This window comes from Dyadobacter sp. CY351 (assembly GCF_021502625.1).
GTDB classification, from domain to species: domain Bacteria; phylum Bacteroidota; class Bacteroidia; order Cytophagales; family Spirosomataceae; genus Dyadobacter; species Dyadobacter chenhuakuii.
Genome location: NZ_JAKFFU010000003.1, coordinates 820766 through 847035 on the forward strand (window position 1 = coordinate 820766; position 26270 = coordinate 847035).

Sequence of the window (26270 nt, forward strand, 5' to 3'; positions counted from 1 at the left end):
GACTTTCCATTCGAAGAAAGTGTAAACCAGAGACCTGGCCAAACTAATTGGCCCTGCTGTTCTCCGGTTGCGCTTGTCTTTGCTGTTGTGCAGCTGGCGCTGTGCCGCCAAATCTGTACGTTGCAGTCAACTTAAAATAGTTATTGCCAAAACGTCTGTTATAATAAACCTGCGTTTTTCCAACATTGTAATCGCCCTCGGCTATCGACCGGTTAAAAATATCGTTTGCACTCAGGTTTAGTTTCAGTTTATTACTGACAAATGATTTCTCGACTCCAGCCGTAACGAGCGATCGCCGGGCATCACGGCGGATGCCATAATAACGCTCACCAAGGTGCGAGGCGAGCAACTGCATTTTAATGCCGTGTGTTAAAATGAATGTGTTGCTTGTATAAAAGTAAGCCTGAGGCGTTACTTTTCCGGTCGCATAATCATATTGGTCGTCAAAGGACCGTCCGTATGTAACACTGACGGTGTTGATCGATTGCCACCATTTACCGATCGAGAAAGGTCTCGTTAATGATGCAAGAAACGTGCGGTCACTGCTTCTGTTGATCGATTTGAGCACATAACTCTCGGAAGTGTTTCCTCGCAAAGCCGCCCCTGAAAGCGGGTCAATGGTGTACGTGTAACCAATCTTAAATTCCGTTTTTTCCAGATTCAAACCGATTTCAAATGCATGTGCTTTTTCCGGAACAAGATTGGGATTCCCTTCAATGGTGGTAAAAGCGTCCTGGTAAATGACAAATGGATTCAGGGCCTGATATCTCGGACGGGTGATCCTGGCGTTGTAGGAGGCTCTGAGCTTACTGCCATTTTCGAACGGATATGCCAGTTGCAGATTGGGAAAAATGTTCAGATAGTCTTTTCCAAAATCCTGCCCATCACCTGCGGTCGTGCTCAACTTATAAGTCGTCCACTCCGCCCGCACACCGACATTGGCACTCAGCTTCCCGACATTCCCCGAAAAACTGGCGTAAGCCGCTCTGATCGTTTCTTTATAATCAAACAGACTTGACAGCTTTGAATCCGGTACATAAGGTCCGCCAGCATTGTTTCCAACCAAAAAACGGGTGTCGGAATTGTTTCCCACTTGGCTGAATCTGAGACCGGACTCCACTTTCATGTCTTTTTTAAAATATTTTGAATGATCAGCTTGAATGGCAGCAATGTTCAGATCTTGTGAAAAAGTATTTCGCAGGTAACGCTGGGCAGACCCACCAAACTCTGAAATCACATCTTCATTGCCCGTCCCGAAAGTCGAATACTGGGCACTCAGGAACACTTGCGAACCCAGTGTATCGATGGTTTTGGTAAAGTCGGCCAGGATCGTATTGTTTTGTCTAAGTTCGTCTCTTACAATGCTGCTGCCATAATTATTGTCAGTCGTCAGCGAGGTGATCCGGTTGCGGCTCTCAACTGTTCCGCCCAGTTGATCCCTGTTTCCATTATAGGAAATGGATAATACAGAAGCAGGTGAAAAGCGGTAGCTGACACCCATGCCATAGGTCGCATAAACATTGAAATCCCGTTTCCAATCTGTTGTGAGAGCAGAATTGAGATATTCGGAGGAATCCGGACGATTTCTGACAGTGTAAAGCAGTTCCCTTCCACTGCCTTTAAGTAAGGCAACATTGGCGGAAAGTGCGAATTTGTTCTTTGCAAAAGCCAGATCGGCAAAGCTGTTGGCATTGCTGCCGGCAAAATCCGATGCGGTCAGGTGCTGGCTAAGCCTGCCGCTCAATCCGTTCCCATCCGGAGCTTTCGTAATAATGTTGATCACGGCCCGCCCGCCTGCATCATAACGTGCAGAAGGATTTGCAATAACCTCAATACGGACAATCTGCGAAGTTGAAATACTCGCCAGGCGCTCGGCGGGAATTAAAGTCCCGTTCAGATAAATGATCGCCTCCCCCTTTCCCTGAAGAGAAATCACGCCCTCATTAACCGTAAGCCCCGGCGTCCGTGAAAGGATCTCGGTGACAGAACTGCTGCTGGCCAGCACGGTTCCAGCCACATTGACTTCCATGTTGCCATTTTCGCCATAATGCATTAACGGAGCCGAAGCAGTAATGGTCACTTGCCCCAGGTCGGTCGCACTTTCCTGCATGACAATTGTGCCCAGGTCTACATCGGCTGTTTCTGCAAAGGCAATGTTAATCGTGGTGTCTTTGAAAATAAGCGAGCTCAGCGTCAGCCTGAGATGCACATTGTTCAGGCCAGCAATTGCAACATTTCCGCTAAAAGGACTGTTTTGGATCGCCTTTCCGGTAGTGTCGGTCAGCAACAAATTGCCGTCAATGGAAGCACCCGCTGCGTCGGTAACCGTTGCTGAAATGCTTCGGATTTGTGCTGAAACGGGCAGGCTTAATAAAATTGAAATGACTAGAAAAACGATAGATTTCATGACTTTGGATTAAATGTCCAAAGCTAGTCTGCTTGAAAAACAGGAAGGTTTTGAAGTCGGGAATTCGGAGTTCGGATTTATAATTCCGTACCGACCGCATTAGTTAAGTAGTTGATAATCCTTCTCTAAACAGGCTGGGCGTGGTTCCGCGGTATTTTTTAAATGCGGTGAAAAACGTAGACTTTGCATTAAAGCCAACCTCGTAACCGATCTCTTCGAGCTTGATTCCGTTGTTGCTTGCGATCAGCTCGCAAGCTCTGGTAACACGATATTCATTGATATAAACATTGAAACTTTTGCCCAGATTGTCGTTAAGCAGCTGCGAAAGCTGATGCCCGGAAATGTTAACCGCCTTGGCCAGATCATTCAATTTCAGGTCAGGATTTTTGTAAAGTTCCTGTTCTGTGATGACTTTATGAATCTTGTCCGTAAGGCTCGATGCATGATCTTCGGCGATCTTCTTTTTGGCATAACGCTCCGGTTCGGCATAACCCAGGAATGTTGTATTTGACTTTTTTCGGCTGAAAAACAGCGGGATATTCAGGTAAAGCAGCAATGAAAAGAATATAGCGCCGGTAATGTATACGCTGCTGAATGACCAGAAAAAGACGATGAGATAGGCGATCAAAATAACCGCATTTCCGAAAAAGATAGAAAGGATCGGCTTCTCCGTGGGCGAGAGATTTTCGGTTTTGTCAAACAGCTTTGCGATCCGCTTTTTGAGCATCCATCCGGTCAGAACAAAATAGGCAACCCATTGTGCGTAAATGATATGAACAATGTAATGGTTCCAATCCCAGGGATGGCTTTGATAAGGAATTAATATGCCTAAAATAGTGATTCCCGCCAGCCAGGCACAATAAATATACTTCCATCGTACAGGTGTCTTAACCGTGTTTTCAAGTGCCGCCCTGGTGAAATAATAAAGCGAAGGGCCGATTAAAAAGCAACCTGAAAGTCCGATTTGAAGATAAATCCGCGGGAGGTTGGGGTAAAAATAATTGAAAACAGCCTTGGTGATCCGCATGGTTAGAGCCAGCAGCAGCAGACCCAGAAAGTATGATGCAGGCGCTTTTGGCTTTTTGAAAATCAGCAGATAGCAACTTATAATCAGCCCGTTAAACGCGCCCAGTGCGCTAAAAAAGAATAGGATCTGCTGACCTGGGTTCATGCATTTGGCTTGTAAGTAAGAACATCTCAAAACGGGTTTGTAAAAATAATAATATTAAAGTCTGAAAATAATAATGACCGCTTCCACACGACCAAGTCTAAGCATATGGAACAGTAGATACGTCCCGATATACCCCCGCAACTCTTTTGCTTAGCGTAGCCCTAAATCCCTGTGGCCTTGCAACGATTCGCGCTCCGGTCCACGTTGATGCGATTACCATGCCGGCAGCTATCAGGATAATATCTTTGATGATGTATTGGGCTTCCAAGGTCGGCGCATGCATTGTGCCAGAGAAAAGCTCAGAAGGATAAAGGAATAACGGGGACATAGCGCCCACCATTTGAAGCGCAAGCAGCCATACCCCTACCCGCAGGAACATACCGGTTAAAAAGCAGAAGCCGATCAGGCATTCAAGGGTAGCAACAAATACCATTGCACTATGCCCTGTGAAAACACCCAAGGTAAGCTCAGAGGTTGTGCGGGTTGCCAGTGATTCGATTGGACTTATTCCCGTAAAAAATTTGAGCACGCCAAAAGCAACAAAAACAATCCCCATCGTAAAGCGAAGAATGTTAATGCTATTGGCTACCAGCCATTTATTAATGGATGTGTCAAGTTTATCAAAGCGGTCAAAAAGGCTGAGTGAATTCTTCATATGTTGCAGGTCTGGTTCAGGCTATCTACGCCAGGATCGGCTCAAAAGATCGCTTTAACATTAAGTTAATGCGGGCGGTTGTTGAATGGAAGAGCAAACACTTACCAGTATTTATTATTTCTATACTAATTCCATAGATTATATATTTATATCAAAAAATATGTATTTTTGGAAAAGAATAGAATCAAGAAAAATATGCTTGCGAAGGATGCGATAAGACTTTACAAAGACGAGGACCTTGCCATTGAAGCCTTTAAAGAGTATCGACTTCAAAAAGGGATCGTATGCAAAAAATGCGGCGGGTCCCACCATTATTGGCTGGCTTCCAAACAACAATTTCAATGCAAAACATGCCGGTTTCGCACTACACTTCAGAGTGGGACGCTACTGGAAGGCAGCAAACTTCCGATTTCCTATTTTTTTGTTGCTTTATACCTGCTCAAAAATAATCGGAGAGACCTGTCTGTGGCCGAATTCCAAATTGAAACGGGTCATAAGTACAGTGAGCCGCTCTACGATTTTCTGCGCAAAGTAAAGTTGTATCTCAAAACGGAAGATCAGAATTCAATACTAATAACCTTCCTGGAAGTCGCCAGCGCCTCCTTGCACAACAGCTCTGCGGATAACCTTTGAGTCCTTGAATACGTGGGCCGCCGCTGACGCCTCATCTTCACGGCGGCGGACGCGACATCTGCTCCCGGTGAGTTACATGACCATACGTGTAAGTTACCGCGACGCATCGCCTTGCTTACCAGATTACCCCACAATCCCTACTTTGCCCGGTTCAGCAATGCATTTATATCACTAACAATCCCATTTTTAATCACAGTCTTCACATTTAGCAAATCCTTGATATTAGTTAATGGATCACCATCCAAAATGATCAGATCAGCCAGTTTCCCAGCTTCAATACTGCCCAGGTCATCTCCTACTCCTACTGCCTCGGCAGACCACAATGTGGCCGACCGCAATGCCTGAAAAGGAGTAATTCCGCCATCGACCCAGCTTTGTAGTTCAGCATGCAGACTCACTCCCGGTGCTATAATAGGCGAATCCGTCCCCGGCGTAACACGCCCGCCAGCAGCCAGGATTGCTTTTAGTGTTTTTTGAATGTTGCCAAATGAGGTCAGAAATGCAGGATTTGTCTTCAACCGCAACTCGCCAGATTCCCTTAGTTCCTGAATTGATTCTTTGGAATAAAAAGATTGAAACTGACGGTTATCAAAAAACGCAGTGTCTTTGTTAATCAGATAATGCAGTCCGCCGTGCAGCGAAGCCGTTGGCGTAATGTTCAGACCCGATTTGGCAATGATCTGCACAACGTCCTGGTAAGAATTATTTTCCGCCGATAGTTTGGTAGAATAGCCCCGCCGGCTCGTGGCGCCGATATGCTCGACTGCATCGACTCCATAACCCGCAGCGGGGAAAATCTCGTGAGATGAAACGGGAATACCATTTCTGTGTGCAAATTCGGTGACCTGTTTTTGCAAAGAATCAGGCATGCGCACGTAGGTCTTGATCATATCGTAACCAAGTCTTACCGACCTTTTAAGCTCCTGATCGAGCTGCGCGCCAGCCCGGTTGCTGACGGCAAGGCCATAATAAATGCGGTTTCCGTCCATCAATGCCCCGGCGTAAAACGTGCGCGGACCTTTGCGACGCCCACTTTCCCAGGATTCTTTCCTTTCTACCACATCAAAAGGCTCCGTTCCCGGCTCGCGCGTGGAAGTTATGCCGTAAGACAGCCATAGTCTGCCGAGCTGCTCACCGGCCAGAGCCGACTGGTGCGTGTGCATTTCAAACAGTCCGGGGATCACCACACTTTTGGACGCGTCAATCACCTTTCCTTTTCGTAATGCATTGTGCGGCTCGATCTTCCTTATGCGGTTCCCTTCGATCAGAATGTCCACATTCTCTTGGTATTTTTCGCTTTTTCCGTCAAAAACTTTTCCGGCGTGAATGGCGTAATGTTCTTTGGGCTGCTGTGTTTTCCAGGTCAGGTCTAAAGAAAATGTTTCCTGTTTCCCATCGCGCAGATTGACTTGTTTTAATGCATCCGTGGCAATAAAAACAATGTGCTCTGAGTCAGCCGTCCAGCTAAAACCTTCCGACAGCTCGCGCGTCCATTGCTTTGGTGTGCCGGTCAGCTTGCCCGCTTCAATGGGAACCGTCCACAGGTAACCATCCAGTCCGTAGGCGAGCGATTTGCCGTCTGGCGACCAGTATGGGCCATTTTTGCCTCTTGCGGCAGGCGTCCGTTCCGCAACGGGCGCAATGAAATCGCCCGTTTTTTCTTTGACATTGATGAGCAAAAATTCACTCACACCTTCTCGATAACGCGTTGAATAAGGCTGTAAAGCAGAAAGGATAATGGATTTGCCGTCCGGCGACCAGCTTGGCTGCGAAGCATCAAACAATGGCGCATATACCAGCTCGGACTTTGTGGTTTTCAGGTCCAAAATTTTAAGTGAAGTGCGCAGCCAGCCTTTCGGATCAGACTCATAATAAGCGATTTGGCTACCGTCCGCCGACCAGCTCGGATATTTGATCGCATGTTTTGCGTCCAACAAAAGTTTATCCTGGCCGGTGGCTAAATCCCTGACCCAAAGATCCGAGTTACCATTCCGGTCGGAAGCATACGCAAGCTGCTTTCCGTCGGGAGACCAGGCTGGATCTATTTCAATGAATTTATCATCTGTAAGTTGCAGCGGCTTTGCAGTCCCTTTTGTCAACAGATACAAATCACCCAATGCGGTGAACGCAATCTGTTTTCTGTCTGGTGAGACGACTGGGTTTCTAATTCCCAGCATGGGCTTAACCTTTTCAGAATCGAAGTCCCGCTTTTTTCTTGCGTACGTATGCCGTCCTACATTTACCTGCGCTTCAAATGAAATGTCGGTTGATGTTTTCTCTCCCAATTTTCCTTTTTTGATTTGGCCGCTTGACGTATAGAGATATTCGTTTTCAGAAATCCAGGCTGCGCGGAAAGGAAAAACATCTTCCTCCGGTCGGGACAATGTCTGCCACTCGCCGCCACCTGTCTGGACAAAGTCCAATGTGCTTTCGCCTTGCGTTACACTATTAAAAATGATCCACTTCCCGGAAGGATGCCAAGAAGGCGAAGCCAGCTTTTCCTTGCTGCTGACCAGCAACTTTTCCGCACCATTTGCATTCTGCACATAAATGCCGCCGCCTGCTTTTCGCTCTGAAACATAGGCCAGCCTGCCATCAGGCGAATATGCAGGGAAATAATCGTTGGCGGGATCGGTCGTGAGCTGTTTCAGTTTTCCGGAAGCAAGCTCAACGTGCCAGATATCATAGTTACCACTGCGGTCGGAAGAAAAGGCGATATGGTTTCCGTCAGGCGACCAGTAAGGTTCGCGATCGTCATAAACGCCCGTCGTAACCTGATTTAAACCGGTGCCATTTTTATTAACTGTCCAAATATGATAGGTTCCATCCCGGTACGATTGAAAAGCTAACTTTTGACCATCAGGTGACCAAGCTGGCTGCCGAATGTCGCCTAATGCATCCGAAATGGGTACTGCTTTTCCTCCACCAATTGGCAGAATCCACAATGTTCCTTGCAAATCAAAGGCGATCGTTTGTTTGTCCGGCGACAAGGCCAGCGCAAAATTGGTACCTTCAGTGAGCGTAATTTTGGTTAAATCCGATTTGAAATCCTGGCCTGAAACGCCCATGCCGAAACTCAGAAACAGCAATGCAAGTAATCCGATGCTTTTAGTCATTCTCAGTTCAATCACTTTTTATTGACCGGTGTTGGTTCAAAAACACCCGGAACCGGATTGGGCGCATTGGTATTCGAATTGACTTCGTCCTGCGCGAATACAAATCGCTCAGGCAAAACACTGCCGTTGTTGGCAGGAACCGGTACAACCACTGACTCTTTTCGGGTCCTTCTCAAATCGTTGAAACCTAAGATCTGACCAAAAAAAGTAATATAGCGTTCTTCCAGGATTTCCCGCAGCAGCGCGTCACCGGCCGCTTCACGTTTTTTATTGGCGATCCCCCCAGCGGTAAAATCAGCCGCGACGTACGGTTCGTATTTAAAATTCTCTTCGCGGTAAGTGGTGCCAATGTAACCACCTTCATTCAGGTAAGCGCGGTACTTGTTCAATTGCAAAAGTCCTTCTTCCAACCCATTTACCCGGTAACCCGCCTCAGCATGGATCAACTGGTTTTCCTGGAAAGTGATCAGTGGAAATGGCGCGTCCTGCGCAAAAACGCCTCGTTTGGTTGCTGTGCTGGTATAGTTATGTTTGAAGTTGGATTTCACACCGTTGGCCTCCGTGTAAGTAAGGTAGAAATTCAAACGCGCACGCTCGTCGGTTTTTGCATCACCGCGATAGGCTGCACTAGCCGGATCGAGGATCGTGGTGATGTAGGCGCCTTGTGAATCAATGTCTGTAATGGAACGGCCGGTAAAATAGAAATTCTCATTGATGCCCGAGGAAGTTCCATGCGGCGCCAGCAGCGAACCTTCTGCGTTTTTTATGCCGAGCTGCGCTTCTCTGTAAGCATTGGCATAGTCTCGCACGTCCAGATAAAAGCGCGCTTTGAGCGTATGTGCCACGTCGATCCATTTAGTCGTATTTCCGCCGAAATGAATGTCGGCTACCCCAGGCGTTGTTCCCTGGTTGGTTTCCAGGTCTGCGATGGCATCATCGAGCAGCTTTTGTAACGATTTGTAAATATCCTCCTGCTTGTCAAAAACCGGATTTGGGAACTGTGCAATGTCGGCAGCCTGCGCGAAAGGCACGTCGCCCCAGCCGGAAGTTGCCGCACCCGCTGCATGCGCCTTGACCACTTTTGCAATGCCCGCAATAACGCGGTTATTGGTTAGCCTGGCCTGTTCTTCTAACAGTTTCGTTTGCTGCAATACACCGTAGTAAATGTTCTGCCAAGAAACATTGAACAGTCCACCCGAGGCATTGTAAAAATAAATGTCGCGGTACTGGCGATCGATGCCCGTGAAGTAACCAGACCAGAGTCCGGCAACCCGCGCAGTGTGACCTTCGTGAATGGTAATATTTCCGAGCTGTAAACCTGTCAGCAATAATGTCGCCGAGGCTTGTGCAGGGTTATTGGGATCAGTATTGAGCTCGTCCACAATGCTTTCGCAGGACAGCAAAACCATCAGTAGGGGAATAAAGATATATCGCTTGAAGCGTTTCATACTCTTAAATTTTAATAGGTTAAGCGTAAAGTCAGGATGAGCGAGCGGGTTCCGGGGGAGTTGAACCAATCCATATTCCGGGCTAGCGGGTCGCCGGTCAGGTTGGTGTCGGGGTCAATGCCTTTGATTTTTGACCAGAGAAAAAGATTTCTTCCGGTTACCGAAAAATCGACTGATTGCAGCGGAATCACTTTGCGGAATTTCTCGCTGTCCAAATGATAGCTCAAAGACAATTGCCGCAGGCGCGTCCAGCTTCCGTCGCTTATCATATGCTCTTTCAAGTCGCTGAAACCGCCGCCGATCGAGGTGTAATAGGGTTCGTCGAGCAGCACCGGGCCACCGCCGAAATCGTGCAGATTACCGCGGACGGTCGTTCCTGCGGCAAACACTTTCCCCGTATAGTTGTTAACATCCTGCGTCAGTGTTACCTCTTTGCCCACATCGGCATGTGTACCAAAATTATACATCACCGCGCGGGTACCTTCATAGAAATCACCTCCCTGTGAAGTTTCGAACAATACGTCGAGCGTAAGTTTCTTATAACGCAACGTCGTGCCCAGTCCACCGCGCCAGTCCGGATTCGGATCACCGATGATGCCACTGGTAGAGGCCAGCTGTGGAAAATTGTTTTTGTCCAGCGCGAGTTTCCCATCTTCTGTCCGCTGGTATTTTCCATACCAAAACACGCCCACCGGCTGACCTTCTACGGCGCGCACGTCGATAGAACCGCTGATGCCAGTCAGGAATAAGGAGCTGGTTCCCGCAAGGTCAGTCACCTTGTTTCGATTGCGATTCACATTAGCATTCACCGACCAGTTAAAATCCTTACTGCGGATCAGATCCAGCGCCAGATCAGCCTCGATGCCTTTATTTTGCAGCGTGGCCGCATTGGTATATTTACTCACAAAACCTGTTGAGGCTGGAAGGGTAACGGGAATCAGCAGGTTATCGACTTTATTTTGATAATAGGTAAAACCAAAACGGGCTTTATTGTGCCAGAGCCGCAGGTCTGCCCCGATCTCATACTCCGTTTTTCGTTCCGGGCGCAGCTTATCGTTTCCCTGCTCTGGACTTTGCAGGAATGCGCCGTTCCCATATTGCGAGCCGGCAATGTTATCACCTAAAATCCCTTGCGAGAATGCGGCTGCCAGGTAATTTGTCTGTGTTTTGTAAGGCAGGGGCTGCACGCCTACTACTCCAAATGACGCCCGCAGCTTGCCAAAGTCCAGTCCTGAATTTTCCAGAAAAGGCAGGTTCGAAAACTGCCACGCAATATCTGCTGACGGATAATAGAATGTGTTTTTCGCATTTTTACCAAAAGCCGAGCCAGCCTCCGCAGCCAGCGAGACATTTACAAACACCGAATTGAATGCGGATAAACCGGCCGTGTTGTAAAAACGCGCATTACGGATGTGCGAGCGGACTGTGGTTGGTGTGCGGTTAGCGGAAGTGGCGTTCGAAGGATTGGCCGGAGCGTCGGGAATGATAAAGTTTTTAACGTCCAGATTGTCGTTCAGATAACGCCGGTCATTGACATTGAAGCCGATCACGTAAGTCAAGGCATAATGTTTACCAAAATCTTTTACAAAACGCCCGATCAGATCCGTGTTTAGTTCCGCTTCTTTGAACAGCCTGTCGACAAACTGCCCACGTCCATTGTTGCTCAGATCGTTAACCGGGAAATAATCCAGCCGCTCGTCGGTGTAGATGTCATAACCTGCCCGGGCGATGAGCTCAAACCATTCAACCGGCTTGATGCCCAGCTCCACGCTGTTCAAAAACCGATTGACAGAAGAAGTGTATTTCTGTTCATGAAGCGCCCATAACGGGCTCCCGATCAACGGGTTTGCAGACGCACCAAGGTAACTTCTGTACGTGCGCTGGCGGTTGAACTCCGGCGAGGCCGACGGGCTGGCGTAGTAGGTTCCTTTGTAGTCCGATACATCGAAATCAGGCGCATTTCTAAGTAAACCCACAGGCGCGCCCGAAGTGTTGTTTCCCCTGCCCTGCCTGTTGGAAGTGATCCTGCTCATTGTAGAATTAGCAGCAATGCGGAAAACATCATTGAACTTGCGTTCGGTGTTGAGTTTAAAACTGGTGCGTTTGTAATCGCTCGCGCCATTGAAAACACCTTTTTGATTTAAATGTCCGGCGCTGAAATAAAATGTGGATTTTTCGGTTCCGCCGCTAACGCTCAATGTGTTGTCAGCCGCAGTACCGGTGCGAAAAACCTGGTTGTAGTTCGATTCGTGGAAGGTTTCCCTGGAATTTTTCTTGACGATCGGATAATGTTTGGTCCCATCCTGCGCTTCGAAATAGGCTCCTGTCGTATTCAACTCGTCGGCCGCTCCGGAGCGGTCGGCTATTTTGTCTCCCCAGGAATTGGTACCGGCAGGATTGTATTTACCTCCCGCTCCCTGCCCGAATGTGTTTTGTCTTGCGTGAAATGCATTCACCTCATCAAAAGAATACGAAGAATTGAACGAAATGCTCAGTTTTTCGCCGCTGCCCTTTTTGGTCGAGATCACGATCACGCCGTTGGCGGCACGTGAACCCCAGAGCGCTGCGGCGGATGCTCCTTTCAGGATCTGGACCGAGGCAATGTCATTGGGATTGATATCGTTCAGGCGCGATTGCTGCGATACATTTCCCTGCGAGCCTCCCTCACTTGAATTGCTCAATGGAACACCGTCCACAATAATCAGCGGCTGATTATTGCCGGTAATGGTGCTCAGTCCTCTGATCTGAATGAAGGATCCCGCTCCGGGGTCACTGCCATTTTTATTGATTTGCACGCCAGAAGCCTTACCAGCCAGACTGTTTATTAAATTCGGTTCACCTGAGGCGGTAATCGCTTTTGCGTCGATTTTGGAGCTGGTCGCTGCCAGTTTATCCGAGCTTTCCTTAAAACCAAGCGCAGTAACGACGACTTCGGAGAGCTGCTGCGACGACTCTCTCAGTGCAACATCAACTTTGGTTCTGGTACCAATCGTCTGCTCCACCGGATCATAGCCGATAAAGGAAAACACGAGCACATTGTCGCTTTCATTGATACTGAACTGGTAACTGCCATTTGCATCGGTGGAAATACCCTTGCTGGATCCTTTCACGACCACATTCACGCCGGGTAGCGGACTTTTGTCCTGAGCGGACGTTACTTTGCCGCTGACTACTTTTTCTTGCGCAAAAGCAATATTGAAATAGACGGATACAAGCGTACAGAGCAGCCAGAAGCTGCCGGCCTTTCGTAAATTTTTATACATGGGTATGGGATTACTTTTTCTTAAACCGGTCGTCAGTCAACGCGTCCAGAAATGCTACAATGTCATCAACTTCGCCGTCGGAGAGGTTGAGCGAGGTGCCTAGGGACAAGTCGCGTTTGATGCTGTTACTGACAAATTTGTCGGGTGTGTTATAATATTGAACGACTTCTTTGAGTGTTTTGAACATTGCATTGTGCATGTACGGTGCAGTGACGGCCACATTACGCAGGCCGGGCACTTTAAACAGACCGATGTGAGCGCTGTCTTTGGTGACTTTGAACCGGCCGGGATCAGTCAATTCCTTTCCATTAAAAAGGCCAATGTTCTTAAAACGATCGGCAGTAAAGTCCTCGCCGGAGTGGCAAGTGGCGCAACCCGCCTTACCAATAAACAGTATACGTCCGCGAACCGCTTGTTCAGACATCGCCTTTTCATCCCCGTCCAGATATCGATCGTAAGGTGTGTTGGTGGTTTCCAATGTTCGTTCGAAAGAAGCGATTGCACTCAGCAGATTTCTTTGGTTTACCTCTGTTTTAAAAATCTTTTGAAAAGCCGCGCTATAGAATGTATCCTGCTTTAAACGCTCTACAGCCTGTTCGACCGGTAGGTCCATTTCGTCATGGGCCAACAATGGGCCAAGTATCTGCTCTTCCAGCGAAGCCGCCCTTCCATCCCAGAAAAATTCTGTACGCCCCGAAAGGTTCGTTAGCGCCGGGCTGTTTCGCGAAACTCTGGTTCCTTTATCACCCACACTGAAGGCAGCGGTGTCAGCGAACGCAAATTGTGGAATGTGACAGGAGGCGCAGCTGATGGCTTTTCCTCTTGACAAAATAGGGTCGGAAAATAACTTTTCACCCAGCTCTGCCTTCGTGGAAACGTCATTTTCCTGATGCTGAAATGCCACAGTTATCACAAAAAACAACGCAGCCGAAAGAACGGTAACAATTTGCTTGACTTTGAACATGCTGATGAATTTCTGTTTCAATTAATCCGAAAAGACTCCTGGAAAGGAATGCAAAGGCCGTCTTCGTTGCTACACAAGAGCCCCTTTATGGTTCCCGCAACATTAAATCCGTTTTTTGAAACCTTAATTTTCTGCCGGAACTGTGCCTTCTCGGTGAAATAGGTGTACTGCACATCCCAGGTGGGGTCAGTCGTTTTTTTGGGCTGAACAGGGTTAATGGTGCCTATCAACTGATACGAATCGGTTTCCACAAATTTGAATTCAGTAGGAAGCGGACCAATTTCGTTTTTGAAATCACTGGAATAGAGCTTCCAATTTTTATCAATCGAAGCTGAGAAAATGAGCTCGACTTCATCACCTACTTTCGCATTTTTGCTAGAAACGGATACATTCCATTTAGAGATGTCAGAAGGTTCCTGGGCGAAAACATTTATTGAAATAAACAGAAAAAGGAAGAACAATTGCTTGAACATCATACTAATACGGCATTATATTGTGAAGGATTAAACAACTGCAAAGTGAGAACTCTCCCTTGCAGTTGTTTCAGATTACCAATTCGCGTACCAATCACCCTTTATTATTTTCCGCTTTTTGCAGGAGCAGTATTGGCAGAAGAGAACGTGGCCGGAATGGGCTCAGCGATTAATGCGTCGAGATCCTTGTTCCATTTGGCAACATAATCCTCGAAATATTTTCCGGTAACCGTGCCGGTGTAGCCCGTGTGGATCTGCTTTACCTCGCCATCACGACCGATGATGATCGTGGTTGGAAATGCCATCATGCGGTTCAGTGCAGGCAGTTTTTCGGAAGCGACCTTCTTGTCTGCAATACCGCCGAAGAGAATGTCGTATTCAATTCCGTACTTCTTCTTCAATGTGCCCAGCGTGTATTTGGCGTAGGCCAGATCGTCTTTTTGTTCAAAACCAATCGCAATCGCTTCTACCCCACGCTTTTTGTTTTCTTTAAACCAGGGTGAAAGGAAAGCTGTCTGATCTGTGCAGTTCGGGCACCAGGTGCCGATGATTTCGACGATCACCACTTTACCTTTGTATTTGTCATCGCTGAGCGAAACTTGCTTTCCGTCCAGGTCAGGCAAGGTGAAATCCAGTTTGGTATATCCTTCTTTCAAATAGGTCAGTTTGTATGGGTCTGGCAATGCTGCCTGTTCGTTCTTGGCACCTTCAAACTTGGTATTGTCGTAAATACCCGAGCTGATTACACCCGTGATGGAGCCATCTTCATTAATTTTTCCTTTATAAACCCTTGGGTTAGGACCAGAAAAATGGGAAAGCACAAATTCATCGCCTTGCACAACGCCTTCCAGCTCGCGGCTGTCCCCTACTGTTGACATTACCACGCCGGTCAGTTTGTTTCCTTCTTGTTTGAGAAGCGCTACATTATCAGGCATTTTGGCTTTGCTGAAAACCTGCAAATCCCATTTGCCGCTCAAATTGTGTTTGGTAGGCTGCTCTTTGCCTTTTTCTACAAAGCGATAATCCTTGCCATGCTCGGCTGAAAATGGCAACGAATTCCCCCGGAAGCCAGGAACCAGACTGCGGTATTCACCTGTAATCTTTCCGTCTGATTCCACCTTTGCGACCAATGCTGCATCATAAGTGTTCATTTTTACAAAAATCGAATCCGCGCCGATTTTTGTCACATGGAAATCGTCCCTCCGTGAGCCGTTCAGCAGCGTCAGGATCGGATCCTTTGCGTTTTTAGCATTGTACTCGAAATTGAATGGAATGTGTGTTTCGCTAATTACAAACTCCCCGCGCCAGATGCCCTGCTTGGGCGATTTAGCATCAGGCTTGTCTGCTGTTGCTACAAAACTGCTTAAAAGCGTGGCACCTGCCAAAGCCACAACCTTGATCTTGTCGTTGATTTTCATACAACTTGTGTTGTTAAAATGGATAATAGTTAACATATATTCTTGCCAGACAAGCTGAAAGAATCCTCACTGAACCGGAAACATTTGCAGGATTTTTTCCGGTATAATTGTTAACCTATCAAAGGTGGTTTTTAAAAGGTCGTCGTTAGACTTGTACAAATGTAGATTACATCTCTATTAAATTTGTAGACTTAATAGAATAATTCGATTTCATACCACCAAACGGATTGCACAGCAAAAGTCTGCCTTCTACTTTTGTCAGCGTCAATTCATTCACATTTCATTTTTACAATGTCATTACCGAAAGCACCTTCGGCATTTTCCAGCTGGAAAACGCACGAAAAAATTGCGTTACGCGCCGCGCTGATCTACGCCATTATCAGCACAATTCCCTTTACGCCCGAATTTTACCGGCAAGATTTCGACGCAGGTTTTAATGTTAATTCCTACAAATTCCGGTGGCTGGATGCCATCTCGCAAAACAAGCCCTGGTTTTTCGAAAGCCAGGAAGGAAAGAACTATACAGGATGGTTTATCACAGTTGCTATCTGCCTATTGGCAGGATGGGCCTGGAAAAGGCTTGACAGGAAGCGCATTGACTATGAGAAACTGTATTACTGGTTTTACACCGCGGCGCGCTACGGCATTGCGCTGAGAATGTCCTGGTTTGCTTGGGCGAAAGTGTTTCCGGTGCAAATGCCGTTTCCGACAATCAGTCAGCTGAACACCAACCTGGGCGATTTCACGCCGGGTAAGTTATATTGGCTGACCACCGGCGTATCGCCGTTTTTTGAAGTTTTTGCGGGATTTTTCGAGTTGGCGGCGACACTATTTATCCTTTTCCGGCGGACTACCACGTTGGGGGCGCTGATGATGGTTGCGATACTGGTGCCGATCTGGTTCGTTAACATTGGTTACGACGCGGGCGTCGAGCTTGCCAGCTTGCACATTCTCACGCTTTCGCTGATGCTTTTGGCTCGGGATGGCAAACGGTTTTATGAGATTTTGATTGAGCACAAAGCTGTTGCACTGACGTATGTGCCAAAGATCACCTTTACCCAAAATTGGAAGAATAGCGCCCTTCTTGCGTTCAAATATGCATTCATTTTCATGTTCATCATCCATCGCGGTTACAGTTACGGGACCTTGTATGCGAGTGGCAAGACCTTCAAACTTCCTCTGGACGACGGACTTGCCGGATTTAGCGGGTTCTATCATGTGGCTGATTTTAAGCTGAATGGTAACACGATCCCGGATGCGATTGGTGACACCACGCGCTGGCAGAATGTCGTATTCGAAAAGTTTAATTCCATCAGCATTAAAATAGACAAGCCTTTCAAGCTCAATACCAAAAATTCGATACGAACAACGGAATATTATGGCAACATCGGCCGGTACTATTACGGATATTCCGCCGACACTGTCAACAAAGTTTTCACCTTGCGAAACCGCGCCGACACGCTTAGCAAACTCTTTTTGGGGTATGAAAGGCCTGATCCCAATAAAATTATTTTGTCAGGACTAAATGAAAGAAATGATTCGATTTATGTCGTTTTGAAGAAGATAGATAAGAAATATCCTTTGGAAGAGAAGCGAAAATAGCACTCACAACACCTGTACGCTAGTGGCAAGATCCCCGAATAATTCTATTAATTTTTGACAATCGGTAAAAGATGACTTTAACTTTGCATCGTCTTACGATTACTACCTGCAAAGTAAAAGTGGATTTATAAAGAAAGAGGGAGAGACAGGCTCGGCGAACTCTTAGCAACTTTCCAGGGTGGAATCAGTGCTAACCTGCCTAACATTTTAGGAGCTATAAATTTACAAATCATGTCTAGAAAAAGCATCCAAATCCGTCCGGTTCCCTGCGCAACAAAATGTTGTCCTGAGGACAAATGGAGAAGCTAATCAGCTTAAACTGAGTAATCCAGTCTACCGAACATTAAAACGCCTATTCGCGTTCGATGGCATTATTTTATCGCATTTAGTCTACAAAACCAATAGACTTAATATTTTAACCATTCAATTTATTATGAAAAAGACCATTTTATCCGCATTATCTCTCGCTACACTTGGCTTGGCATCTTTCACAAATACTGTAAAAGAAAATCCGTACACAGTAGACACACAGAAAAGCAAGCTGGTATGGAATGCCAAAAAAGTAACCGGCGAGCATTCGGGCCTGGTTCCCATCAAGAGCGGCACGTTACTGGTAGACGCTGGAAAATTAAAGGGCGGCAACTTTGAAATCGATCTGAAAGATCTCACAGTAACTGACCTGAAAGACCCTGAATACAACAAAAAACTGACCACACACCTGAAAGGCGAGGACTTTTTTGCTGTCGAAAAACATCCAACCGGCAAGCTAAATATCACCTCGGTAACGCCCTCCGGTGCAAATAAATACAATGTGAAAGGTAAGCTGACTATCAAAGGCATTACCGAGGATGTTGCATTTCCAGCAGAGGTGACTACAACAGGGAAAAACCTGACGGCTAATGCAAAAATAGCCATTGACCGCACCAAATACGGCATCAAGTATAATTCAAAAACCTTCTTTTCCGCGATTGGCGACAAAGCAATTGACGATACTTTCAACTTGGACGTCTCGCTGATTGCAACAGAATCTGCTTCTACAACCAAGGCTAGCGTGAAGTGATATTGCCTCTTGTTGTACTATAACATTGCTTCTGATTTGGCGACGGAGGGATGATGGGTTTACTTGTCAAGTCAGCATGTGCAGGAATTCGGACAGGAACTGCAGGCTCCCCAGCCCGAAGAAATGGACATCGCTGCGATTCCGTCGTCACCAAATCAGAAAATCAACGTGACGTATAAACTTGTACGTTATCACGCGGCTATGCCGGCTATCGTCAGATGAAGCCATAAACACCTCATTGAATGAAAAGATATATTCTACTATTATTTGTATTTGCCGCCTTTAAATCTTTCGCCCAGCAGCGCATACTGAACGGAAAAGTAACAGATGCCGTGAGCGGCGAAGCATTACCAGGCGTAAATGTTTCGGTAAAAGGCACCCGGCAAGGAACGCTGACTGATGCAGATGGGAAATATGCGTTGAACCTGATCAAAGGGGAAACGCTCGTATTTTCTTTTGTAGGTTTTTCCGCCCAGGAAGTCAAGATCTCAACTGATAATCAATATGATATCAGTCTGCAACCTAGTTCGCAGCAGTTGGGCGAAGTGCAAGTGGTAGGTTCCAGAAATGCGAACCGTACCAAGCTGGATTCTCCGGTTCCGGTCGATGTGATCGATTTGAAACCGCTTTTGGAATCGGCGCCTCAGGTGAGCATTACGCAGCTTCTTCAATATGTTTCGCCTTCATTTCACTCGGTAAATGGCAGCAATGCGGGGGATGCCGGTTCGGCGCTGAACCTTTCACAATTAAGGGGTTTGGGCGTGGATCAAGTGCTGGTTTTGGTGAATGGAAAACGGCGGCACAAAAGTTCAAACATCAACTGGGGAGGGCTTGGAAACGGTGCCACAGGTTATGATCTGAATTCGATTCCGACCGCCGCCATCCAGCGTGTTGAGATCCTTCGGGACGGGGCAGCTGCTCAGTATGGTTCGGACGCAATTGCAGGCGTTATCAACATTGTTTTGAACAAAACCACTGAACAACTGACACTTAGCTCAACGGCCAGCACCCGGCGAAGAGGAGACGGAACGACCACCCGCACGAATGCAAACTATGGATTTGCACTGGGCAAAACAGGCGGTTACCTGAATGCAACCGCGGAATTCGCCACGCAGGCCATTGCGCTTTTACCTGGAAATGATGATGCCGGCTTATACTTGGGCCCTATTTACGGCGGCGGTGCCAACACCCGGAATTACGACGCGATATACACCAAAGAAATCGACGAGGAAATCCTAAAAAACAGAGGAATAGACAGGCACTTTTTTGACCGTCGAGGCGGCGGTTCCAACAAGGCCAAAGATGCATTGCTATTCTTTAATGCGGCTGTGCCTTTGCGACAAAATGCGGAAGTATATGCATTTGGCGGCATTAGTCACCGCAATTCCCAATTCACCGCCGTGTTCCGACTGCCGGGCTGGACTGAGCGGAACAATGCATTCCTCTACCCTGATGGATTTTTACCGGCCATGGAAAACATCATCACAGATAAGTCCCTGGCGGTGGGTGTGAAAGGCAAGATCCAGAATTGGGACGTGGACATTTCGAATGTTTATGGCAAAAACGACTTTGGGAATGTGATTACCAATTCGTTGAATGCCAGCCTCGGCCTAAAAACGCCCAGGACGTTTGATGCGGGCAGCTATAATGCAAGCCAGAATACGGGCAGCATCGACATCAGCCGTTATTTTGACCGAGCCTTAAAAGGAATCAATGTTGCCTTTGGCGCGCAATATCGCGTGGAAACTTACCAGATCGTTGCTGGTGAGTCCGCTTCTTATTCAAAAGCAGATTTGCGAACGGTTTATGGACTTGATACAACAGGAACAGGCATTGTTTATAACACCAATGAGGGTCAAATCGGTCTGAATGGTCTCTCGCCGGGTTCGCAGATCCACGCTGGTTTCCGGCCTGAAAATGCTGTGAATGTAAACCGTTCCGTGCTGGCAGGTTACGCGGATCTCGAGGCAAATATTACGACAAACTGGCTTGTTTCAGGGGCGCTGCGCCTGGAAAGCTTCTCCGGGCTGGGCAATGTAACAACCTATAAAATTGCTTCGAAATACAAGATTGCGGACTGGCTGGGCATTCGCGGCTCGCATAATACAGGCTTCCGCGCTCCGGATCTTGCTCAATATTATTATACTGAAACCTCAACCAGTTTTCAGCAGGGCCGCGCGATCGATCAGGTGACAGCCTCTAACCAAAGCGCCGCTACCCGAGCGCTCGGCATTCCTACTTTAACGCCTGAAAAGTCAAAGGGATACACATTGGGGATCACTTCTCAGCCGCTGAAAAACGTTGAATTTACGGCAGATGCTTATTGGGTGGATGTCAATAACCGGGTCGGAAACACGGGAAATTTTTCGGCGACCGACGTCAATTTGCCGCTCGAAGTACGCAGCCTTTTTGTGCAAACGGGCACGACCCAGGCTAAGTTTTTCTATAACTCGTTTAGCACTAGAACAAAGGGATTGGAACTCACGGGAAGTTACCGCACGCCGTTCCGAAGCGGAGGACTGACGTTTTTGCTGGGGGCCAATTTTGTAAAGAATGAGGTTGTCAGCGTGAATACGCCGAAAGGTTTGGAAGCGTATCGATACATTATTTTCAACGATGGAGAAAAAGCGCGGGTCACGTCCCACATTCCCGGAACGAAAGTGAATTTACAGGGAAGTTACAAGGTTGGCAAACTGACTTATATGGTGCGCGGCATTTACTTCGGCTCAGTTACAACGGCATCGGCATTGAATGCAACATTTCCCAAACCTGACTATTTCTTCCAAAAGCTCAACCCGATCTGGGTCGTGGACGCCTCTGTGGCTTACTCCTTTACAAAATCCATCCAGGCAGTCATTGGTGTAAATAACGCCTTCAATGAGCTGGGCGATTATTCGGACCCAAAACTTTCAGCATTGAACAACCCATCCATTGTTGGCCTGCAAAACGGAAGCGCTGGCATTCAGCCATTTATCCGGATCACAGCTCGACTTTAACACCCAAATTCATCTCTTCGAACTTATGATATCCACATTGTCTTTTTCAAAACGCCTGCTGCTGCTCTTCGCCGCAACAGCAACATTAGCTAGCTGCAAGGACACCAGTTATCTGGACATCGACGCGGCCAATCGCCCGCCGCTGAGCGCCTACATTAGTTTTGTTAATGCAAGGCCCGTCAACTCTGCCCTCAGTTTCTGGACATTTACCGATAAGATCACCCCGACGCCCGTGGCCGTCAACAAGGCTTCTGACTATTATCCCACCGTTTTCGGCAATGTTCAGATCAATTTTACCGAAGGCACCAACACGAGCTATAAAGCCTCGTACCAATTCGGTAACAGCGCCACATTCACTGCAACCGGCAGGCCCAACGGCCCGATCGCCACATTTTATCACACGGTAATCGCAGCCCGCACAGAAAATAACAAGTCGGATTCGCTGATCCTGTTCTACGACGACCTGAAAGCGCCGGAGGCGGGCAAGGCCAAGCTGCGGTTCGTAAATCTGTCGCCGGGCGCGGGCACATTGAATGTGTTGAGTAACGGAAAAGCCTTATTTAGCAACGTTGCTTATGGCCGTGCTGCCAACTCTGCCTTGTCGGGAGAAGCATTCAGTGCCTGGTCGCTGGGGCCATTTCAAAATGTCAACCCAGGTCCTCACGCGCTGACATTATCAAACGCTGCCAACGGCACTACGCTCGGCGCAGTGGGTAATTTCAATCTGGAAGCCGGGAAAATTTATACGGTATTTACAAGCGGGCTCCGGCAGGGCAGTCCAGACCTGGCTTTTAATATTTTGGAGCATCCGGTGAAGTAGCTGATTGAGAGCTCCCTGCTAAACCTATTTTGTTTGTAACGGAGATTTAATTAGCTGTTTCAGACCTCATATCTTCTACTAACTTTCTGGCAACGAAGGTATCGTAGATAATTTTTAATTTTGGTCAGTTCCTTGAAAAAGCTTGTCGCCGGCTTATCTCCATAGATCGGTGAACTGACCATTCTGTCCACTGAAAATAAACTCACTATCTGCCCTACAGCGCCATTTGAGAGATATTCAATGTATTTCGTTGCTACTTCACTTTTTGTCATGATTCATTTTAGGGGTTAAGTATATAGCAAAAGTAGGATACGCTGGGAAACATTAAAATCCAAAGGAGCGATTCTGATGTTTTGGAGCAATTTGCGGCTACCGGGCACGAGGAATTGCGTGCTTACTGGCTACAGGAGTGGCAAGAAATTGATCCCGCGGTCGAACCCATTACATTTGATACGAAGCCGGACGGCCGGATCGCGATTCAAGTCCGTCAGACCATAAAGGATTTGGACGGTCAAGTTTTAAGCGATACGCTCTTATTTCATGTCTATACTTTTGGAAGAGGAAAGGGGCGGGCGATGGCAATTGAGCATTAGGGTAAGACCAGCTTATCTCCTTGTGTTTCATGGCAAGTTTTCCACTCATCACCAGAACTACGCTGTGGAAGAAAATGCGGATTTGGCCACGGTTTTTTGCTTTGGCACGGCGACGCATTATTTACTCAACAATTCGGGTCAAAACCAGTGGAGTCGTTGGGACTTATGATTGCCATCTGGTAAGACAGCGTGGAAGCCGGAAAGTAAATGCCACGACTTGCATTTTAATTACCACGACCGAAATCCGTATTTGCCTATTTGGCACGTGAGCGTCTATTGGAATCATAAAACAACAAGATTTGTAAATTATAAGAATCTCAAGGCGAGCTTGAAATGTGTTTTTGATCAACGCATTCCCGGTCAGCAGATGTTGGCTCGGACGCATTTTAATTTGCTAATGTTGATAGACGCCCGGAGAGCAATCAAACTAGAATTGCATATCCTGACTTTGACCACCCTACAATTAATGCAGATTTCGTGTTGAAATAGTGGCGGCAATTGACTAGAATTGTAGGATTACGCAAACCTGCTACAATGACGAAACGAAGCACAACGGTTAGCAGATCTTGTTGCTACGAAACTTATAGTAAGTGTTATATGAAGGATATAAAACGCCATTGAATATTACATTTGAAGGATTACCAACATTGTAACCCTCAACTTAAACTAAACAAATGGCAAAAATAATTGACATAGGAGTCGAGAAAGATCACATTGAATCATTGACGAGAGCAAATGGAATAAATGCGCTTGCAGAACTTTTATGGAATTCGTTAGACGCAGATGCTAGTGAAGTCAAAATAGAATATGTTCCAACCGAACTAGGTAACTATGAATATATTAAGGTGCTTGATAACGGACATGGCTTGACCTACGAAAAAGCACAAGATGTTTTTTCTAGACTTGGTGGATCTGAGAAGAAAAATAAGACGCAAAGCCCAAGTGGAAGGCAATTTCACGGTAAGGAGGGGAAAGGCCGATATAAAGGTCTAGCATTAGGGGATCTAGTGAAATTTACTAGTGTCTATCAAAATAATGGAGCATATTCCGAGTTTACGATAACTCTTGACAGGAATCAACTGTCAAGAACCGAGATAAGTGATGTAAGACAATTGAAAAAAGGTGAAGGTAAGGCAGGATTTGCAGTTGAAATAGGTAACGTAAACTTTAAAAACGCAGATTATGCTTTAAAATCAGAGAACAGAAAAGAACTAGAAGAAAGATTCGCATCCTATTGGACAAGCTATCCAAAATTCAAGATTTTCTTTAATGATATTGAATTACAATTTGCTTCTCTTATTAAAAACACAGAGCAGACTGAGGTAATGGTTCACCTTGGTGATCTTTCTTACAAATTCATTATTAAGATTTTAGAATGGAATTTCGAAAATAAGAAGAAGACATATCTCTGTAATGCACAAGGAATACCCTTTTTAGAGACCAACTTGGGCGTCCGGTCAAGCATACCAATCTCAGTTTTCATTCAATCCGTCTATATCGAAAAACTGCATCGAGAAAATGCATTAGATCTATATGAGGCTAATGAAATATTATTTGGAATCCTCAAAGAATCCAAAGACTTTGCCAGAGACTATGTTAGGCGTAGACTTCATGAATATTCTAAGGAGTTTATTAACGATTTAAAAAAGAAGGGAATTTATCCTTACAAAGAACCCGCTGAAAATATTATTGAAGTTTCCAAAAGGCAGGTTTTTGACATCGTCGCACTTCAAATCAACGAATATCTTCCCTCGTTCAATGAACAAGACGACAAAAACAAGAAGCTTACATTGAAATTAATCAGTGAATCACTTGAAAATGACTCTAAAAATTTAAGGAGAATACTCAGTGAGGTTATAGAATTACCAAAAGAGCAGCGAGAAGATTTGGCTGAGTTACTTGAAAGCACCTCACTTTCTAGTATAATTGATGCGATGACTGAAATAAAAAATCGTTTACACTTCCTAAACGGTTTAGAACAGATAATTTATGATAAAGATTTAAATAAGAACATTCTTGAAAGAAGGCATTTGCATAAAATTGTAATCAACGAGACTTGGATTTTCGGTGATGAATACACATATGGTGTTGATGATCTAACTCTCAAAAATGTACTAAAATCATACCTCAAAGATTGTTTAAAAAGAGAAGACTTCGAAAGTGTTGTAAATGCAGAAGATAATTCTGAATTAGAGACCATTCCTGATGTCTGTCTTTGGCAGCAGTTCAGCTTAGGTACAGCCGGAAAAGAAAATTTGGTGATTGAATTAAAGAGACCGAGTTTGGATGCTGGTTTTGACGAAAAGACACAGATAGAATCTTACGCCACCAAAGTAGCAAATGACAAAAGGTTTCCAAAAAGCAAAACCAGGTGGAAGTTTATTTTAATAACAAAAGATTTCAAAAGTGAAATTGTACCATTGTTAACGCAGAAGAATCGAAAATATGGTCACATTCATGAAGGCGAGAACTTTGATGTTTTCATTCTTTCTTGGGGTGACATCATTAGTGAGGCAAAACAGCGGCATGAATTTATAAAAGAAAAGCTAAATCTAAATTTGCAAGACAACGAAGAGGGGCTTAACTACTTAAAAACTAAGTATAAACAATACTTACCTAGCGAACCTTGATCACCGAGAGTGTTCAGTCAGGGAATCTCGTAATAACTTGTCAAAATAAGATCTACCACACACCATATGAAAACCACCCTCTCCCACCTCCCACAAACCAAGCAAGAACAACTTAAAGCCCTTACCCAAATAGTCCTGGACAAAATCCCAGCAGAAATGATTATTCTCTTCGGCAGCTATGCGCGGGGTGACTGGGTGGAAGATTACCAGGAGAAATACGAATATGTAAGCGATTTCGATATTCTGATCGTAACCAAAGACAAGAATTCTGCCAAACAAGTTAAAAAATCGCGGGAACTGGATAAGGAATTGATGAAGAATGAGGAGATCACAAGAACCAGCATTATCTATCACAGCATTGGTTTTGTTAATGATAAGATCGAGCGGAACTACTATTTCTTTATAGATATTTTAAAAGAAGGAGTTATGCTTTTCGATTCGGGAAAATTCACCTTGTCCGAGCCGAAACTGATGAATCCAGAAGAAAGGCAGATAAAAGCTACGGATGCATTTGAGCATTGGTTTAAATCGGCTTGTGCATTTTTGGTAGGTTTTAGACTTTATTTTCAGGAGGCAGAAAGTGATTCAGTTTTCTACACTAATGCGGCTTTTGAGCTTCACCAAGCGACGGAACGATACTATACCGCAGTCCTTTTAGTATTCACAGATTATAAACCCAAGATTCATGATATCGAGGAATTAGGGAATCAAGCCATTAAACTTCATTCTGATTTCGCTACTGTTTTCCCCAGAAATACAGGCGAGGAAGAGCGATTGTTTCAGCTTCTAAAAAAAGCCTACATTGATGCCAGGTATGAAAAACACTACAAGATTGAGAAAGTGGAACTGGAATACCTTGGCGGTCGGGTTACTTTGCTGAAAAATCTTACGGAGCGGATTTGCAGAGAGCGGATTACGCAGCTTACGAGCGGGTAGAAGGAACCGACATAGCAATCCATATTGAACATCCATTGGTATTGAACGAGTGTTTGATGCACCCGCCCAGTTGTTTATAAACATA

16 protein-coding genes and 1 riboswitch are annotated in these 26270 nt (G+C 46.0%); of the genes, 7 read left to right on the forward strand and 9 right to left on the reverse strand.

Annotation, left to right across the window (positions count from 1 at the left end; all coding sequences use genetic code 11):
* Positions 1-43 precede the first annotated feature (43 nt).
* The 3 genes from L0660_RS08855 to L0660_RS08865 form a co-directional block, all read right to left on the reverse strand.
* Entirely contained in the window at positions 44-2407 is a 2364-nt protein-coding gene (locus tag L0660_RS08855; RefSeq protein WP_235159168.1) for a TonB-dependent receptor domain-containing protein, read from the reverse strand.
* A 103-nt stretch (positions 2408-2510) separates the two neighbouring features.
* Positions 2511-3578 (reverse strand): AraC family transcriptional regulator, encoded by a 1068-nt coding sequence (locus L0660_RS08860; RefSeq protein WP_235159169.1) that lies wholly within the window; start codon positions 3576-3578, stop codon positions 2511-2513.
* Positions 3579-3675: 97 nt separating this feature from the next.
* A complete protein-coding gene (locus L0660_RS08865) occupies positions 3676-4233 on the reverse strand; it encodes a DoxX family membrane protein (RefSeq protein ID WP_235159170.1) in 558 nt (185 codons plus the stop codon).
* Between the two features lie 168 nt (positions 4234-4401).
* Between L0660_RS08865 and L0660_RS08870 the strand changes: the two genes are divergently transcribed.
* Positions 4402-4866 (forward strand): transposase, encoded by a 465-nt coding sequence (locus tag L0660_RS08870; RefSeq protein WP_235159171.1) that lies wholly within the window; start codon positions 4402-4404, stop codon positions 4864-4866.
* A gap of 137 nt (positions 4867-5003) precedes the next feature.
* Here L0660_RS08870 and L0660_RS08875 read toward each other — a convergent pair whose 3' ends face one another.
* The 6 genes from L0660_RS08875 to L0660_RS08900 form a co-directional block, all read right to left on the reverse strand.
* Positions 5004-7982, reverse strand: a complete 2979-nt coding sequence (locus L0660_RS08875) for a DPP IV N-terminal domain-containing protein (RefSeq protein WP_235159172.1) — start codon at positions 7980-7982, stop codon at positions 5004-5006.
* Between the two features lie 11 nt (positions 7983-7993).
* Complete coding sequence (locus tag L0660_RS08880; RefSeq protein ID WP_235159173.1) at positions 7994-9430, reverse strand: SusD/RagB family nutrient-binding outer membrane lipoprotein; 1437 nt, start codon at positions 9428-9430, stop codon at positions 7994-7996.
* Between the two features lie 11 nt (positions 9431-9441).
* Positions 9442-12693: a SusC/RagA family TonB-linked outer membrane protein gene (locus L0660_RS08885; RefSeq protein ID WP_235159174.1), complete on the reverse strand. Its 3252-nt coding sequence runs from the start codon at positions 12691-12693 to the stop codon at positions 9442-9444.
* A gap of 10 nt (positions 12694-12703) precedes the next feature.
* Positions 12704-13657, reverse strand: coding sequence for a cytochrome-c peroxidase (locus L0660_RS08890; RefSeq protein WP_235159175.1), 954 nt, complete (start codon positions 13655-13657; stop codon positions 12704-12706).
* A gap of 17 nt (positions 13658-13674) precedes the next feature.
* On the reverse strand, positions 13675-14133 hold the full coding sequence (locus L0660_RS08895) for a protein-disulfide reductase DsbD domain-containing protein (RefSeq protein WP_235159176.1): 459 nt from the start codon (positions 14131-14133) through the stop codon (positions 13675-13677).
* Between the two features lie 101 nt (positions 14134-14234).
* The gene (locus tag L0660_RS08900; protein ID WP_235159177.1) at positions 14235-15548 is read right to left on the reverse strand and encodes a peroxiredoxin; all 1314 of its coding nucleotides are present in this window, start codon (positions 15546-15548) and stop codon (positions 14235-14237) included.
* A gap of 291 nt (positions 15549-15839) precedes the next feature.
* Between L0660_RS08900 and L0660_RS08905 the strand changes: the two genes are divergently transcribed.
* The 6 genes from L0660_RS08905 to L0660_RS08930 all read left to right on the forward strand — a co-directional run bounded on the left by L0660_RS08905 (position 15840) and on the right by L0660_RS08930 (position 26185).
* Positions 15840-17150, forward strand: a complete 1311-nt coding sequence (locus L0660_RS08905; protein ID WP_235159178.1) for a hypothetical protein — start codon at positions 15840-15842, stop codon at positions 17148-17150.
* Positions 17151-17272: 122 nt separating this feature from the next.
* A riboswitch (SAM riboswitch) is annotated at positions 17273-17373 on the forward strand.
* A 210-nt stretch (positions 17374-17583) separates the two neighbouring features.
* Entirely contained in the window at positions 17584-18210 is a 627-nt protein-coding gene (locus L0660_RS08910) for a YceI family protein (RefSeq protein ID WP_235159179.1), read from the forward strand.
* A 242-nt stretch (positions 18211-18452) separates the two neighbouring features.
* Positions 18453-21206 (forward strand): TonB-dependent receptor, encoded by a 2754-nt coding sequence (locus tag L0660_RS08915; RefSeq protein ID WP_235159180.1) that lies wholly within the window; start codon positions 18453-18455, stop codon positions 21204-21206.
* A 25-nt stretch (positions 21207-21231) separates the two neighbouring features.
* Complete coding sequence (locus L0660_RS08920) at positions 21232-22026, forward strand: DUF4397 domain-containing protein (protein WP_235159181.1); 795 nt, start codon at positions 21232-21234, stop codon at positions 22024-22026.
* Positions 22027-23293: 1267 nt separating this feature from the next.
* The gene (locus L0660_RS08925) at positions 23294-25249 is read left to right on the forward strand and encodes an ATP-binding protein (RefSeq protein ID WP_235159182.1); all 1956 of its coding nucleotides are present in this window, start codon (positions 23294-23296) and stop codon (positions 25247-25249) included.
* Positions 25250-25315: 66 nt separating this feature from the next.
* Positions 25316-26185, forward strand: coding sequence for a HEPN domain-containing protein (locus L0660_RS08930; RefSeq protein WP_235159183.1), 870 nt, complete (start codon positions 25316-25318; stop codon positions 26183-26185).
* Positions 26186-26270 lie beyond the last annotated feature (85 nt).